We start from the raw sequence: 14,299 nt of genomic DNA, 5'->3' as shown, positions 1-14,299 counted from the left end.
CGAACTTGTAGTTATATGTTGGAATTGGGTTTAACATTTTTAACTTTGACTTGGTTTTTTTTTAAGTCTTAATTGATTATGAAGTGCGGTTATCCGTACTGATAATTATTTTTTTTTTCATTTTTGTGAATGATTAAATCTGTGCTGAAAATCAAAGCATCACTACCATCCCTGTAATAATTCTTACGAACTCCAGTAACTTCAAAGCAAAGCTTTTTATAAAAACTTATTGCTGGCTGATTGCCTTCTTTAACCTCCAATGTTGCCCTTTTTGCTCCATTGGCCTTTGCTTCTTTTAAAAGGAATGACATCAAGCTCAAACCGATTCCGTAACCTCTGATCTCAGGGTGAACCGCAATAAACATGATTTGCAGCTCATCAAGGAAATTACGTCCGATTACCATGGCTAAGATTCGCTCTGATGAGATATACGCAAAATTAAGTGCTTCGTTGTTGTTGAGTTCTTTTTCCCATTGATATGAGGACCAAAGCCCCTGGAAGCATATCTTGTCCAACTCAGTGCATTTGTTTTTGTGGTCAATTCCTAGACGGACCAATTTCATTGAGGGGATATTTTTCTCTGAAATAGCTCTTTATGTTCATTACGCGTTTATATTATTGTCTCATTGTTAATGTTTCCAAGTTTCTGGTAATCAATTTAGATGAATAGCCTGAACTCTTTTCTACAAAATAGGGATTTAAGCAGTCCCAATAGAAATATTTTCCCGGTCACAACTGAATTAGTTGAAAATTCTATTTATGTTGGTGGATGTCGGCTTAGTGAGCTCGCTGAAAGATATGGGACTCCTCTTTATGTTTTAGATGAGGAAACGATTAGATCATCTTGTAAGGCTTATACAGAGGCACTGACAACTTTTTATCCTGGAGAGTCTTTGGCTTTATATGCCTCAAAAGCTAATAGCTCATTGGCATTAAGTAGCTTGATTGCTTCTGAGAATATGGGACTTGATGCAGTCTCTGAGGGAGAATTATTAACTGCTTTAAATGGCGGAGTAGATCCTAAAAATATAGTTTTTCATGGAAATAACAAATCAGATTATGAATTATTTTTTGCTTATAAGAACAACGTAAGAATCGTTATTGATAACGATTTTGATATTGAAAGACTTGAACAAATTGTCCCTTCAGGTGATGAACCAGCAAAACTTATGTTGAGGTTTACACCTGGCATAGAATGCCATACACACGAATACATAAGGACTGGTCATTTAGATAGCAAATTTGGTTTTGACCTTGATCAACTTGAGGAGGTTTTAATAAGGCTTAAGAGAAGTCCTTGGGCTAATTTGACAGGTTTGCATGCACATATAGGATCTCAAATCTTTGAATTGCAACCTCACAAAGATTTAATTTCAGTTTTAGTAGATGCATACTCTCTCGCGTTAAAAATAGGACATCCAATTAAGGACTTAAATGTGGGGGGTGGTTTAGGAGTTAAATATGTCAAAGCAGATGATCCACCCTCAATAAAGGATTGGATTAGAGTTATTGCAAGTGAACTAGCAAGAGAATGTGAATTGAAAAATCTGAAGTTACCAAGATTACTTTGTGAACCTGGTCGCTCTCTTGTTGCTACTGCAGGGTTAACACTTTATACAATTGGATCAAAAAAAAATATTCCTGGAATCAAAAAATACATTTCAGTTGATGGAGGCATGAGTGACAATCCCAGACCAATAACATATCAATCTGAATATGAGGCATGTCTTGTAGATAAAGCAACAAAGGAACCTTCAGAAAAAGTGACAATTGCAGGAAAGCATTGTGAATCTGGAGATATTCTCCTTAAAGATTTTCCTTTGCCGAGGGTCAATAGTAAGGATATTCTGGGAATTTTTGGAACTGGTGCATATAATTTTTCGATGAGTTCAAACTACAATCGAATTCCAAAACCGGCTGCTGTGATTGTGCTGAATGGATGCTCTGAAATTGTCCAAAGAAGAGAAACTGCCGAAGATTTATTGCGATTAGATGTTATGCCAGATCGCTTTATTGGAAGTAATTAGGTAAGTTAAAAAAAGGCTGGGAAGAGGGAGTGAATTTTTGGTGGTTTATAAACCTTCGACTTCTCCTCGATGCACTATTTGCTTCTGCTTTAGGGATACTACTGTTCTCAAGAGTAAAGGAGTCAAGAACTTTATGGCTTTTAAGAGGATATCTATTTTTAGTTTCTCTAGCTTGGTTTGTCCAACGTTTTGCGAATCTACCAATTACTTCCCAGTTTGTTGATGCATTGTTATTAGCTTGCTCACTTTCTTTAGCGATACTTTGGCAAGGTGAGCTAAGGAGATTAATGGAGTTATTGGGTACTGGGAGGTTGGCTGTTTTGTTAGGCAATCCTCAGAAAGAGTTCCAAGCTAATGCCAACACAATAACCAAACTTACCGATGCAGCTGGACGACTTTCTCAAAATAGAAGAGGCGCTTTATTAGTTGTTGATACAGGAAGCGATTTAAGACCAGAAGATTTTCTATATCCTGGCATACCCATTGATGCTCAACTATCAACAGAATTGTTACTAAACCTTTTTGCATCGGACACTCCTCTGCACGATGGAGCGGTTCTTATAAAGGGTAATAAAATTATTTCTGCAGGGGTTATTTTGCCTTTATCTCGTCAGGGAATTAGTCGATACGGAACAAGACACTTGGCAGCACTTGGAATTACGGAGAGATTTGATCGCTGCATTTGCGTGGTTGTTTCTGAGGAGTCTGGAACTTTATCGTTGGCTAATCAAGGGCGATTAGAGAGGCCTATTACAAGTAGTAGGCTGCTTGATTTGTTAAATGAATTAATGGGTGCATCAAAACCACAAAACAATTCAAAAGCACAATTGAGTAACCTGAATGCATCAAAACAAAAGTCCTCTAATCTTGAACCAAAAGTTACCCAGACCAAGATTGGTGTTGTCGCTTCAAGCCCTAAAAAAGAAACCTAAGGGAGAGAGGTGCCTTGGCAATTAGTTCTGAACAAGCGAAAGTTTCAAATCCAATCCCCCCAGGATTGGATCCTCTTCGAATGCCACAACACCTTGCCATTATCATGGATGGCAATGGGCGTTGGGCTAAGGGTAGAGGGTTGCCTAGAGTCATGGGCCACAAGGCTGGTGTAGAAGCTTTAAAAAATACACTTAGGAACTGCAGTGATTGGGGTATCGGAGCCCTAACTGTTTATGCATTTTCAACCGAAAATTGGTCCAGGCCTGGTGAAGAGGTAAATTTTTTGATGAGCTTATTTGAAAATGTTTTAAAAAGAGAACTTAAATCACTACAAATAAAAAATGTGAGAATAAGTTTTATAGGGGATTTAACCCCTCTCCCAAAAAGATTGAAAGAATTAATTAAAGTAGCCACTGAATCAACTTCAAGAAATAACGGTATTAGATTTAACGTTTGCACGAATTACGGAGGTAGACGGGAGTTAGTTATTGCTGCTCAAAAACTGGCGCAGAGATGTGTCGAGGGAGAGCTTGATCCAAATTCTATCGATGAAAATATATTTGCTGCTGAACTTTTAACAGCTGAAGAGGTTGATCCTGACTTGGTTATAAGAACAAGCGGAGAGAGGAGAATAAGTAATTTTCTGCTTTGGCAATTAGCATATGCTGAAATTCATATTACAGAAACATTGTGGCCTGATTTTGATCAGCTAGCTTTAAAGAAAGCATTGGTTGATTACCAATCTAGACGTAGACGATTTGGGGGATTAGAACCAAAAATGACAAAACATTATGAGATCTAACTTTGGGTTATAAAAAATGACTTTACTTGCTCCTCAAGTTAAGAAAAAGAAATCTTTTGAGCTTCGTTATGACTGGACTATTCAAGAGATAAAAACTCTTTTAGAGAAGCCCTTAATGGACCTTTTGTGGGAGGCTCAGATCGTTCATCGAGCTGCTAATCCTGGATATAAAGTGCAGCTTGCTTCTTTGTTGAGTGTCAAAACAGGTGGATGTTCTGAGGATTGTGCCTATTGTCCGCAGTCAATTCATAACAATAGTGATGTTGATGCAAAAGCTATTCTTGAAGTTCAATTAGTCCTTGATAAGGCTAAGGCTGCCAAAAAGGCTGGCGCGGATAGGTTTTGTATGGGATGGGCTTGGCGAGAAATTAAGGATGGAAAATCATTTGAGTCTATGTTGAAGATGGTTAGTGGTGTGCGCAGTTTGGGTTTAGAGGCCTGCGTAACGGCTGGTATGCTTACTGATCAACAAGCTTTTCGATTAGCCGAAGCTGGATTAACAGCTTATAACCATAACTTGGATACGAGCCCTGAAAATTATGACCGAATTATTACAACGCGCACCTATCAGGATCGTCTTGAGACATTAAAAAGAGTTAGATCTGCAGGAATAACTATTTGCTGTGGTGGAATTATTGGTATGGGGGAATCAACTAAAGACAGAGCTTCATTATTAGCAGTTTTGGCAACTATGAACCCTCATCCTGAGAGCGTACCCATAAATTCCTTGGTCGCAGTTCAAGGAACTCCTCTAGAGGCGGTTACATCAATTGACCCTCTTGAAATGGTAAGAATGGTTGCTACAGCAAGAATATTGATGCCCAAGAGCAGAGTGAGACTTAGTGCTGGACGTGAGCAACTTGGAAGAGAAGCTCAAATACTTTGTTTGCAAGCAGGTGCTGATTCAATCTTTTATGGCGACAAACTTTTAACAACGAGTAATCCTGTTGTTGATGCTGACAGATTATTACTTTCTAAAGCTGGAGTTAAGGTTAATTGGAGCCTAAATGAAAAAGAGTGAATTGAAAAAAAAAAGTAAACTTGATAAGTTTACAGTAGTCGCATTTTATACTTTCCAAAACTTGGATGATTCAATTCTTGCTGTGCTTGAACAAGAGGTGTCTAAAACATGTAGAGATATCGATGTTAAAGGAATGATCTTGATAGCAAATGAGGGAATCAACGGGACGATATGTGGCGTTAATGATTGTGTTGAAAAAATTATTGCCCAAATTAAATCGCTATTATCAGATCCCACTCTTCATTTGAAATTTAGTTTTTGTCCTAAACAAGCATTTAGAAAATTTAGGATGAGAAGAAAAGCAGAAATTGTTACTATGGGAGTAGAAGATCTAAATCCTTCATCTGTCACAGGTAGCTATGTTAAGCCATGTGATTGGAATAAGTATCTCGACGACCCTAATACGGTAGTAATTGACACTCGAAATGACTATGAGATTGCTGTAGGAGGTTTTGAGGGTTCTTTAAATCCAAATACCGAAGTATTTAGTCAGTTCCCTGAATGGGTTGATAAAGTTCTTAGGCCTATGATTAAAACTAATAAAATCGAACGAATTGCCATGTTCTGTACAGGAGGTATCCGATGTGAAAAAGCCTCTTCATACCTAAAAAAAGAGGGGTTTGATAATGTTAATCAACTGCATGGTGGTATTCTTCAGTATTTAAAAGATGTGCCCAATGACGAAAGTAGATGGAAGGGGGAGTGTTTTGTCTTTGATAGACGAGTTTCATTAAATCACCAATTAGAACCAGGCACATATACGTTATGTAATGCATGTGGAATGCCTCTTTCGGTAGACGATTTAAAAAAAAATGAGTATTCAAGAGGTATTAGTTGTCATAATTGTATTGAGCGGTTTACAGATAAAGATAGACTTAGGTTTGCAGAAAGACAAAAACACATTGACTGGTTAAAAAAAAATAAACCCAATGATAATCATTGGCCTTGCCCATGAAACTTCCGTCCCTGTCATTACTTGAGAAAAAGGCCTCAGATGCTGGGTTTATTCTTCGAATTAAAGTAAATCGACCTTTAAATATATGGTCTTTTAAGGTAGTCGTTGCCAAAAAAATCGAAAAAGAAAAAATAAAGATATATGGAGAAATGAAAGGTTGGGCCTATCGAGGAAAAAAAGGATTACAGCTTGATACTATGCGAACTTTAAAAAGTTCGCCAGCTCAGGTAGGGCACTTGGTTTGGTCTGCAACAATGGCTTGGGCTCTTGAGACGACTCCATGTACAAGCGCAAGGTTGTTAGCTATCTACGATGATGAATTTCAGCATCGTAGATTAGTCAGGTATTTTTTAATGAGAAAGTTCCATACAGTAAAGCAAGTGAAATCCTCATTTTTTGATTTACCTCTTCGTATGGTGTGGGGTGGATCAGGTTGTCTAATGATCGGAGATTGTAATGAAGTTTATGAGTATAGTTTTAGAAATTATGAAAAATTTCTAGGCAATCATTAATTATTATTTTGAGGCGTGATAGCTACTTCTAACTAATGGTCCGCTATTAACTTTTTTAAAGCCAAGATTTTTTGATATGTCTGCAAATTCTTGAAAGTCGGATGGTTCCCAATAATTATTAACTGGGATATGGGCTAGAGAAGGGCGCAAGTACTGACCAATTGTTATGAATTGACAGTCTACTGATCGTAAATCTTTTAGGGTTTGGATTATTTCTGTTTTGGTTTCTCCTAAACCAAGCATTAATCCAGATTTTGTAGGAATAGATGGTTCAATTTCTCTGGCAAAATGAAGCAATTGCAAAGAATGTTCATACGTGGCGCCTCTCCTTACTTCACGCTGTAATCTTTCTACAGTCTCAAGATTATGATTAAAACAAACAGGTTTAGATTGAAGGACCTTTCTTAAACGTTCTTTTTGATATTTGCTTGATTCGGATTTACATTTGTGACCCCCCCAAAAATCGGGTGTTAGAACCTCAATATCAATTTCGGGCTGTAGCCTTCTGATTTCACTCATTGTATTTGTGAAAAGGCTTGCACCGTGATCAGGTAAGTCATCTCTCGCAACAGCGGTTAATACCACATATTTTAATTTCAATAAAAAGACAGCATTAGCAACTCGTTCTGCTTCTTTGTTGGTAATTCTTTCTGGCTTGGTTCCTTTATCAACTTGACAGAAAGCACAACTTCTAGTGCATATTGAACCACCAAGAAGAAATGTTGCTGTGCCAGCTGCATAACATTCGCCCCGATTGGGACATCTACCCTCTTCACAAATGGTGTTGAGCTTGTACCTTTTGACAAGGTTTTGAACTTTTTCTAATTCTGAGGCTTTCCCAATAGCGGGTTTTATCCAATTAGGTAAACGCTCTTTTGGAGGCCTAACACTATACTTACTTTGTCTCTGTTTAGTAGACATAATAAAGCCTAGTTTATACCTATACGGCCCTCCAGGGCTCTAGATAGTGTAACTTCATCTGCGTATTCAAGTTCACTTCCCACAGGGAGACCGTAAGCAATTCTAGTAACTTTTGCAAAAGGTTTCAAGAGCTTCGCCAAGTATAGGCTCGTTGTATCTCCCTCTACGCTGGGTGTCAAAGCAAGTATTACTTCTTCTACATCATCTTGAGCAACCCTATTAATCAGACTTTTCACGTTTAGCATTTCTGGACCAATACCATCAATGGGAGAAATTAATCCTCCCAGCACATGATAAAGCCCTTTGAACTCTCTTGTTCTCTCGAGAGCAAGTAAATCTCTAGAATCGGATACAACACAAATCATATCTTTCACTCTAGTGGGATTTAGGCAAATCTCACAATTCTCTCCAGCTGTTAAATGAAAACAATTTTTGCACTGACCTGTCTGCTCCTTGGCAGAAATTAATGCCTCTGCAAAAAATTCAATTTTTTCTTTTGGTTGTCGCAATAAATGCAAAGCAAGTCTTTGGGCTGTTCTAGGACCAATCCCCGGTAATTGCTCGAATTGGTCTATTAGTCGAGCTAGTGGTCTTGTGAAGCCGCTCAGGAGTCGAAAGCAAGTGTTTTGAATTTACACACAAAATCATATTTGAAAAGAAAAGAAAAATTTCTGCTGTCAGTTTTGCCCAGTTTCAGGCACAATAGAAAATGAACAATTCATTGATAAATGAGTAAATTGCTTCGCTCCTTTACAAGACTGCTCTTGAGTATCAGCCTGATTATTACTTTAAGTGCATGTAGTGCAAGCTCTTCAGCTGGTCTAGAGCCTTTTAAAAGCACTGATGGACGATATGGATTCCTCTATCCAACTGGTTGGACTAGAGTTGCCGTAAGTGATGGCCCTGCTGTGGTTTTTCATGATCTTATTAATAGTGATGAGACACTTAGTCTGGTGATATCAAAACTAAACTCTGAAATTGACTTGGAAAATCTTGGTACTCCGGAAGAGGTTGGAGATCGGTTAATTAATCAATTGATGAGTCCTGAAGATAATGATCGCAAGGTTGATTTACTTACCTCAAATGAAAGAGAGAGTTCGGGGCACATTTTTTATGACTTAGAATATGTGATTAATTATCCACAGGAAACTCGACATGAATTGGCTACTGTTGTTATTGACAGGGGTAATTTATATACCTTTGCAACAGGAACAAGTGAAAATCGTTGGCCGAGAGTAAAGGGTATGTTTACTAAAGTTATTGATTCATTTACTTTATTGATTTAAATCATTTTCTTCTTTTTTTATCCCAGCTTGTACATTCCATAGATCAGAATATATTCCGAAATTTTTTAATAATTCACTATGAGTCCCTGATTCAACTATTTTTCCTTTGTCAAGAACTAATATTTTGTCAGCGTTTCTTATTGTGCTCAACCTATGAGCAATAACAATTGTTGTTCTATTCTTGGTTATTTTTGCCAATGACCTCTGAATTGCGGCTTCGGTTTCGTTGTCAACAGATGCGGTAGCTTCGTCTAAAACAAGTATTGGAGCATCTTTTAAAATTGCTCTTGCCAAAGCAATTCTTTGTCTCTGTCCACCTGACAGTCTTTGCCCTCTTTCTCCAACAATGGTCATGTAACCATTTGGTAGCTTTTCTATGAAATCTGAAGCCTCTGATAGTTTTGCCGCATTAATAATTCTCTCTTCGGAGGCTGTTTCGCAACCGTAGGAAATATTCTCTTTTACTGTTCCGTGAAATAAATAAACATCTTGACTGACAAGTGCAATACTTCTTCTAAGATCCTTCAAATTAAAGGAATCAATTGGAATATTGTCTATTTTTATATTTCCTGATTTTAAAGAATAAAGCCGTAAAAGTAATTTTACTAAAGTACTTTTACCTGATCCTGTAGGTCCAACGATTCCAATGGTTTTTCCAGCTGAAATTTTTAGATTTAAATCTCTAATTAGTGGAAAACCTTTTTCATATTCGAAATTCACACTTTGAAAATCTATGTCTCCAATTATGTCTTTTGTTTGTATCTTCCGTAAGCCACTTGAGATTTTTACTGGGGTATCAATCAGATCTAAAACTCTGTTTGTAGAGGCCATTGATCTTTGGTAATCATCAAGTATGTGACCAAGTGTTGTTAGAGGCCATAGTAGTCTTTGCGTGATGAAAACCAAAAAACTATAAGTGCCAATAGCCATTTCGCCTGACCATGTTTGTAACCCACCAACAACAAGAATTGCTAGGAATGCAAACAAAATTGCAAATCTAATAAGAGGTATAAATGCGGCAGAATAGCGAATTGCTTTTTTATTACTGATTTGATATCGCCTACTATCAGTAGTTAAACGATTGACTTCCCATTCCTCTGTCGCAAAACTTTTTATAGTCAAAATCCCCCCGAGGTTATTGTTTAGTCGTGCAGATAAATCCCCAGCACGCTCTCTAACTTCTCTATATTTTGGAGCAAGACTTTTTTGAAAATTTATTGATCCCCATAGAATTACTGGAATTGGAATAAAGGCTAAAAATGCAACACCAGGAGCGAGAATCGCCATTGCGGTTCCAACAATTATTACTGTTACAAGGAGTTGGATGATTTGATTGGCACCTTGATCTAAAAATCGCTCAAGTTGATTTATATCATCATTTAGAATTGCTAAAAGCCTGCCTGTGCTGTCCTTTTCAAAGAAAGCCATTTCCAGCTTTTGAAGATGATCGTATGCCTTTATTCTTAAGTTGTGTTGGGTTGATTGAGCCAGATTTCTCCAAAGATACCCGTATAGATACTCGAAAAATGACTCAGCACTCCAAATAAAACACGAAGCGAAGGCAATAATTCCTAATTGACTAGGAACTGTTGAAAAACCTAAGGATGCAATCCAAGATGATTGTTCTCTTGCTACAACATCAACGGAAAGTCCAATCAGAACAGGTGGAGCTAAATCAAGAACTCTGTTTAATATCGAACAGATAACTGCTGCAAAGACAAGATTCTGTTCACGCTTTAAATTACTTAGTAACCGTATTAGAGCATTGTCTGAATTTTTAATTTTTGATTTCAAAGACATCATTTATTGATCGTTAGAGATTTCTATTTACTTTGGTAAATCATATTTGATTAAAGCTTCTCTTTTACATTGTTCCTGGGCAAATGCTATCGAGAAGCCAGTAGTGACCTTCTCAATAAAACAATCGCATGTTGTTGAAGCTATCTCACTTGTATTAGAAATTTTTTCGGTGCTTGATGAAATCTCATTACTAAAGTTTATTAGACAAATTTTTTTTATTAGAGAAATATTTGTATTATCGTCGGCTCTTATTGGTTTTATTTTGACTCCTAATAAGAAAAGAAGTATTAAAGATGTATGGGCGATCGATTTTATCATTCTAAAATTAATTACTCCTATTAATCTGTAGCTCACGGTTCATTACCTTGACTTTTTTTAAATTATTAAAAATATCAACTGGCATTTTTTTGGGTAAATCTATAAAACTATGGGTTTCAAAAATTTGAATGCGACCAATCATTTTTCCTCTTAAACCTGTTTCATTAGCTATCGCTCCTACTAGGTTACCTGGTTTGACTCTGTCACGATGACCTACTTCAACTCGAAATCTTTCCATATTTCTGTCAATAGAACTACTCTCGAATTCACCTCTATTTCTATGTCGACCTCTCTCATCTCGACGGTCAAATCGACCACCCCTTCTATGTTCGATATTTTTGATCCAACTCTCATCTTCTTGAGTCATTAGTGGAGTTTGTCCAAGTGCCAGGTTAAGAGCAGCTAGTGCTATTTCACTAGAGTCGATATTAAGTTCACTTTCAACTTGTTGTATGAGCTCTTTCAATATTGAAGTCTCATTTTCATGTTCTCTTCCCTTAATAGATGCTTGTATGAGACTTTTTTGGAGTTTGCTTATCCTTGTTTTATTGATTGTCTCATTGTCAGGGATATTCATTTTTTCAATGGGCTGACCTACTGCTCTCTCAAGATTGTGAATGAAAGATCTTTCTCTTGGATTTGCGAAGAGTATTGCCTCACCGCTTCTCCCTGCTCTGCCGGTTCTTCCAATTCTATGAATATAAGCCTCTTTATCAAAAGGCATATCAAAATTTATGACTAACCCTATTCGATCTACATCTAATCCTCTTGCGGCAACATCAGTTGCTACAAGAATATCTATAGTGCCTTTCCTTAATCTTTCAATTGTTCTCTCTCTTTGATTTTGTGGAACATCACCGTTTAATACAGCAACATTATGTCCACATGCTTCAAGTTTCTCCGCAACAGTAAGTGTTATTGCTTTAGTCCGAGTAAAAATAATGACTCCCTCCTCTGCAACTGCCTCAAGTACTCTTGTCAGAGCATCAATTTTAAAACTATTTTGAATTACAATATGTCTTTGTCTGATCAAATTTGTTTTTTGTTTCGCAGCTTTGATTGTTATTTCGGCTGGATTATTTAAATATTTCTTTGAAATACTACGTATTTCTTGAGGCATTGTTGCAGAGAACAAAATCATTTGCCTTTCTTCTGGCAATTGCTCAAGAACCCATTCAACATCGTCAATGAAACCCATCCTGAGCATTTCATCAGCTTCGTCAAGTACTAAACAATTTAATTCTGTTTTGTTTATTGTCCCCTGTCGGAGGTGGTCCATCACTCTGCCGGGGGTCCCAACTACTATGGCTACGCCCCTCTTGAGAGCATTTATTTGTGATCTGAAGTCAGCCCCCCCATAAATCGAAAGTATCCTTAGCTGAGGCTGATCAGATGCATATGAGCGAAATGACTCAGCTACTTGTATTGCCAATTCCCTTGTTGGCGTAAGGACTAAGACCTGTGGTGGGCCGCTTGGCTTGTTTAACCTTTCAATGATTGGTAATGCAAATGCAGCAGTCTTACCTGTTCCGGTCTGAGCTTGTCCTACAAGGTCTCTTCCAAGAAGCAATTCAGGGAAGGCCGCTGCTTGTATCGGAGTTGGGTTGTCATAGCCCTTGTTTTTTAATGTTTTAAGCAGAACTTCATTGAAGCCGAAACCTTCAAAACCAATGTTCTCGCCTGATTTGGTGACGTGATTGGATGACCCCTCACTTTCAGACTTTTTGATGATTGGAGTGTTTTCAGCCTTGATGTTTTCACCAATTGCTTGGTTTGACTTTTCAACGACTGCAAATTCCAGGTTCTCAGAAATTGAGGTATTGTTTGATTCTTTTTTTTTGGACATTTAGTTTGTGATTTGCCTGCTTGACTTGATACTTCAATTCAGGCAGACAACTTCCAGTCGGAATTTAACCGTGATGTGTTGACTCGCCTATTTAAAGCCTCGAATATAATTTATCATCTTACGAAGATTAAAAATCATGAATCTAAAGATATCAACTCAATTTACTTTTTAGAAATTCTTTACTGACATTGATTTCCAATGTATTTTTAGCTCTTGTTATTGCGGTATAGAGCAATCTTTTTTCAAAGTCATCACTGTTGTTAGTAGATTTAAAAAAACTCAATGATTGCTCTGTGTCCGAAGGCCAAAGTAAAATGACCTTATTAGATTCACTCCCCTGCGATTTGTGTATTGTTAAAGCAAATGCAGGAGAAAGATGACGTATTCTTGAGGGTGAAAATAATTTAGGAACAAGTTCGAGCTCATCAGAAAAGATTCTAAAAAGTATCCTCAAATTCTCACCTTTTCCAATGATTAAACCAATATCTCCATTTGATAAACCTAAGTCTTGCTGGTTCTGAGCACAAATCACTGGAGTTCCCTCAGGCCAACAATTTGGACCATTTTCAAAATTAGTTCCTAGCAATGTTCTATGAATATGATCAATTCCCCATGGACCAAATCTGGTGGGACATAAAAGAAGAAAACTTTCAAGGGTCTTGAATATTTCATTTGTTTTCTCACAAACTTCAGAATAACTGCCTGGATCAAAACTTTCATTAGGAGTTATGTAAGTCCTAAATTCTTGTGCAAGCTTTTCTAATATTTTCCTTTGAGTATAAAGTTGTAGAATTACATTTTTTGGTATATTGAATTGTGATGTTTTAAATAATTTTATGTTGGAATAAGAATTTAAATTGGAAATCTTTTTCCAAAAGATATCTTGACCGAAATCATTTAATTCTTTTGCTATAATCGCTAGATCTCCACGATTTCTATATAGTTTATTTAAATGTATTGAATTTTTTTTGAAGATAAAATTAATTTCTTTTCGATGCAGCTCGCTCCAAATAGCGCCACATTGGATTGGTGGTAGTTGATTAAAGTCACCTACAAGGATAAGTTTTGCTTTTTGCGGTAGAGCCTCAAGAATTGATTTGAAAAGTATTAAATCAACCATGGACATCTCATCAATAACAAGTAAGTCAAGAGATAAGGGTGATTTTTTATTTTTACCGAAACCGTTTGGTTTAGCCTCTAGCCAGCTATGAATGGTTTTGCAAGGTATATTTTTAAGGTTGTTTTTAAACATATCATCAGCTCTATTTATATTGTCTTGAAATGTATCTTTTAATCGTCTAGTTGCCTTCCCTGTCGGTGCGGTTAACCCAATTCGAAGACGAGGATAGAGGGATAATACATTTGAAATCATTTCAATTATTGTGCTTGTTTTTCCTGTTCCTGGTCCACCACTAAGAAGAATAAGATTATATTTGTTAATTGCGATTACGGCATCTAGCTGCTCTTTATTTAAAAAAAGATTTTTCTCTTTGGGGATTTTATATTTTGTTTTTTTAATGTCTAATGAGCTAATTTTATTTGTAAGTGATTTTATTACTTCTTGAAGTTCATAATGCCAACGAGCCAAACTTAGATTTCTTCCTTCTAAAATAATGGGAGATAGTTTATGGCCAATCCATCCATCATTTTTCATTACATCTAAATATTCAGTAACAGAATTGTGAGAAGTCTCAAGATTATTGAAATGTTCATAAATATCAAAATAAATTTCTCCATTTTGTAATGAATTTATTAATAAATAAATTGTCTTTTTAATATCTAAAGAGAATTTGTTATTTGGATAGCATTTTCTTAAAACCTTTATTAGATCTTTTGAAATATTATTCGACTCATAATTAAAGGTGCTCATATGTATAT

14 protein-coding genes are annotated in these 14,299 nt (G+C 36.6%); 7 read left to right on the top strand and 7 right to left on the bottom strand.

The genetic code is table 11. From position 1 onward, the window contains the following. Positions 1–89: 89 nt before the first annotated feature. Positions 90–563, bottom strand: coding sequence for a ribosomal protein S18-alanine N-acetyltransferase (gene rimI, locus AC6EJA_RS03000; protein ID WP_498503111.1), 474 nt, complete (start codon positions 561–563; stop codon positions 90–92). 99 nt (positions 564–662) lie between these two features. Here rimI and lysA point away from each other — a divergent pair, with 99 nt between their 5' ends. From lysA to AC6EJA_RS02970, 6 genes are read left to right on the top strand one after another with little or no spacing between them, the layout of a single operon-like run. Next, positions 663–2,027: a diaminopimelate decarboxylase gene (gene lysA / locus AC6EJA_RS02995; protein WP_498503110.1), complete on the top strand. Its 1,365-nt coding sequence runs from the start codon at positions 663–665 to the stop codon at positions 2,025–2,027. A 29-nt stretch (positions 2,028–2,056) separates the two neighbouring features. Next, on the top strand, positions 2,057–2,959 hold the full coding sequence (gene cdaA / locus AC6EJA_RS02990) for a diadenylate cyclase CdaA (RefSeq protein ID WP_498503109.1): 903 nt from the start codon (positions 2,057–2,059) through the stop codon (positions 2,957–2,959). Positions 2,960–2,973: 14 nt separating this feature from the next. Further along, positions 2,974–3,762 carry an undecaprenyl pyrophosphate synthase gene (gene uppS / locus AC6EJA_RS02985; RefSeq protein ID WP_498503108.1) on the top strand — a complete coding sequence of 263 codons (789 nt, stop codon included), beginning with the start codon at positions 2,974–2,976 and terminating at the stop codon, positions 3,760–3,762. A 16-nt stretch (positions 3,763–3,778) separates the two neighbouring features. Further along, on the top strand, positions 3,779–4,783 hold the full coding sequence (gene bioB / locus AC6EJA_RS02980; protein WP_498503107.1) for a biotin synthase BioB: 1,005 nt from the start codon (positions 3,779–3,781) through the stop codon (positions 4,781–4,783). After that, positions 4,770–5,738 (top strand): oxygen-dependent tRNA uridine(34) hydroxylase TrhO, encoded by a 969-nt coding sequence (gene trhO, locus AC6EJA_RS02975; protein ID WP_498503106.1) that lies wholly within the window; start codon positions 4,770–4,772, stop codon positions 5,736–5,738. Before bioB ends, trhO begins: the two co-directional genes overlap by 14 nt. Further along, complete coding sequence (locus tag AC6EJA_RS02970) at positions 5,735–6,250, top strand: hypothetical protein (RefSeq protein ID WP_498503105.1); 516 nt, start codon at positions 5,735–5,737, stop codon at positions 6,248–6,250. The genes trhO and AC6EJA_RS02970 overlap by 4 nt, the downstream gene beginning before the upstream one ends. 3 nt (positions 6,251–6,253) lie before the next feature. Here the strand turns inward: AC6EJA_RS02970 and lipA are convergent, their stop codons facing one another. Further along, positions 6,254–7,171, bottom strand: a complete 918-nt coding sequence (gene lipA / locus AC6EJA_RS02965) for a lipoyl synthase (protein ID WP_498503104.1) — start codon at positions 7,169–7,171, stop codon at positions 6,254–6,256. Positions 7,172–7,179: 8 nt separating this feature from the next. Next, positions 7,180–7,779 (bottom strand): recombination mediator RecR, encoded by a 600-nt coding sequence (gene recR, locus AC6EJA_RS02960; protein WP_498503533.1) that lies wholly within the window; start codon positions 7,777–7,779, stop codon positions 7,180–7,182. Positions 7,780–7,899: 120 nt separating this feature from the next. Between recR and psbP the strand changes: the two genes are divergently transcribed. Continuing rightward, complete coding sequence (gene psbP, locus AC6EJA_RS02955; RefSeq protein ID WP_498503103.1) at positions 7,900–8,457, top strand: photosystem II reaction center PsbP; 558 nt, start codon at positions 7,900–7,902, stop codon at positions 8,455–8,457. Here the strand turns inward: psbP and AC6EJA_RS02950 are convergent. The 4 genes from AC6EJA_RS02950 to AC6EJA_RS02935 all read right to left on the bottom strand — a co-directional run bounded on the left by AC6EJA_RS02950 (position 8,446) and on the right by AC6EJA_RS02935 (position 14,291). Beyond that, positions 8,446–10,251 carry an ABC transporter ATP-binding protein gene (locus tag AC6EJA_RS02950; RefSeq protein ID WP_498503102.1) on the bottom strand — a complete coding sequence of 602 codons (1,806 nt, stop codon included), beginning with the start codon at positions 10,249–10,251 and terminating at the stop codon, positions 8,446–8,448. The two genes, psbP and AC6EJA_RS02950, sit on opposite strands and share 12 nt — an antisense overlap. Positions 10,252–10,284: 33 nt before the next feature. Continuing rightward, complete coding sequence (locus AC6EJA_RS02945; protein ID WP_498503101.1) at positions 10,285–10,575, bottom strand: hypothetical protein; 291 nt, start codon at positions 10,573–10,575, stop codon at positions 10,285–10,287. A gap of 7 nt (positions 10,576–10,582) precedes the next feature. Then, entirely contained in the window at positions 10,583–12,421 is a 1,839-nt protein-coding gene (locus AC6EJA_RS02940; protein WP_498503100.1) for a DEAD/DEAH box helicase, read from the bottom strand. Positions 12,422–12,572: 151 nt separating this feature from the next. Beyond that, positions 12,573–14,291, bottom strand: a complete 1,719-nt coding sequence (locus tag AC6EJA_RS02935; protein ID WP_498503099.1) for an ATP-dependent DNA helicase — start codon at positions 14,289–14,291, stop codon at positions 12,573–12,575. Between the last annotated feature and the right edge of the window lie 8 nt (positions 14,292–14,299).

The sequence above is a fragment of the Prochlorococcus sp. MIT2309 genome (genome assembly GCF_059772305.1).
This window is presented reverse-complemented; position numbering and strand designations above follow the sequence as displayed.

What these genes read in the sequence shown, in the direction of transcription:
- rimI (WP_498503111.1), bottom strand. Translation starts at nt 563, where the DNA reads ATGAAATTGGTCCGTCTAGGAATTGACCACAAAAACAAATGCACTGAG.
- lysA (WP_498503110.1), top strand. Translation starts at nt 663, where the DNA reads ATGAATAGCCTGAACTCTTTTCTACAAAATAGGGATTTAAGCAGTCCC.
- bioB (WP_498503107.1), top strand. Translation starts at nt 3,779, where the DNA reads ATGACTTTACTTGCTCCTCAAGTTAAGAAAAAGAAATCTTTTGAGCTT.
- trhO (WP_498503106.1), top strand. Translation starts at nt 4,770, where the DNA reads ATGAAAAAGAGTGAATTGAAAAAAAAAAGTAAACTTGATAAGTTTACA.
- AC6EJA_RS02970 (WP_498503105.1), top strand. Translation starts at nt 5,735, where the DNA reads ATGAAACTTCCGTCCCTGTCATTACTTGAGAAAAAGGCCTCAGATGCT.
- lipA (WP_498503104.1), bottom strand. Translation starts at nt 7,171, where the DNA reads ATGTCTACTAAACAGAGACAAAGTAAGTATAGTGTTAGGCCTCCAAAA.
- psbP (WP_498503103.1), top strand. Translation starts at nt 7,900, where the DNA reads ATGAGTAAATTGCTTCGCTCCTTTACAAGACTGCTCTTGAGTATCAGC.
- AC6EJA_RS02945 (WP_498503101.1), bottom strand. Translation starts at nt 10,575, where the DNA reads ATGATAAAATCGATCGCCCATACATCTTTAATACTTCTTTTCTTATTA.
- AC6EJA_RS02940 (WP_498503100.1), bottom strand. Translation starts at nt 12,421, where the DNA reads ATGTCCAAAAAAAAAGAATCAAACAATACCTCAATTTCTGAGAACCTG.
- AC6EJA_RS02935 (WP_498503099.1), bottom strand. Translation starts at nt 14,291, where the DNA reads ATGAGCACCTTTAATTATGAGTCGAATAATATTTCAAAAGATCTAATA.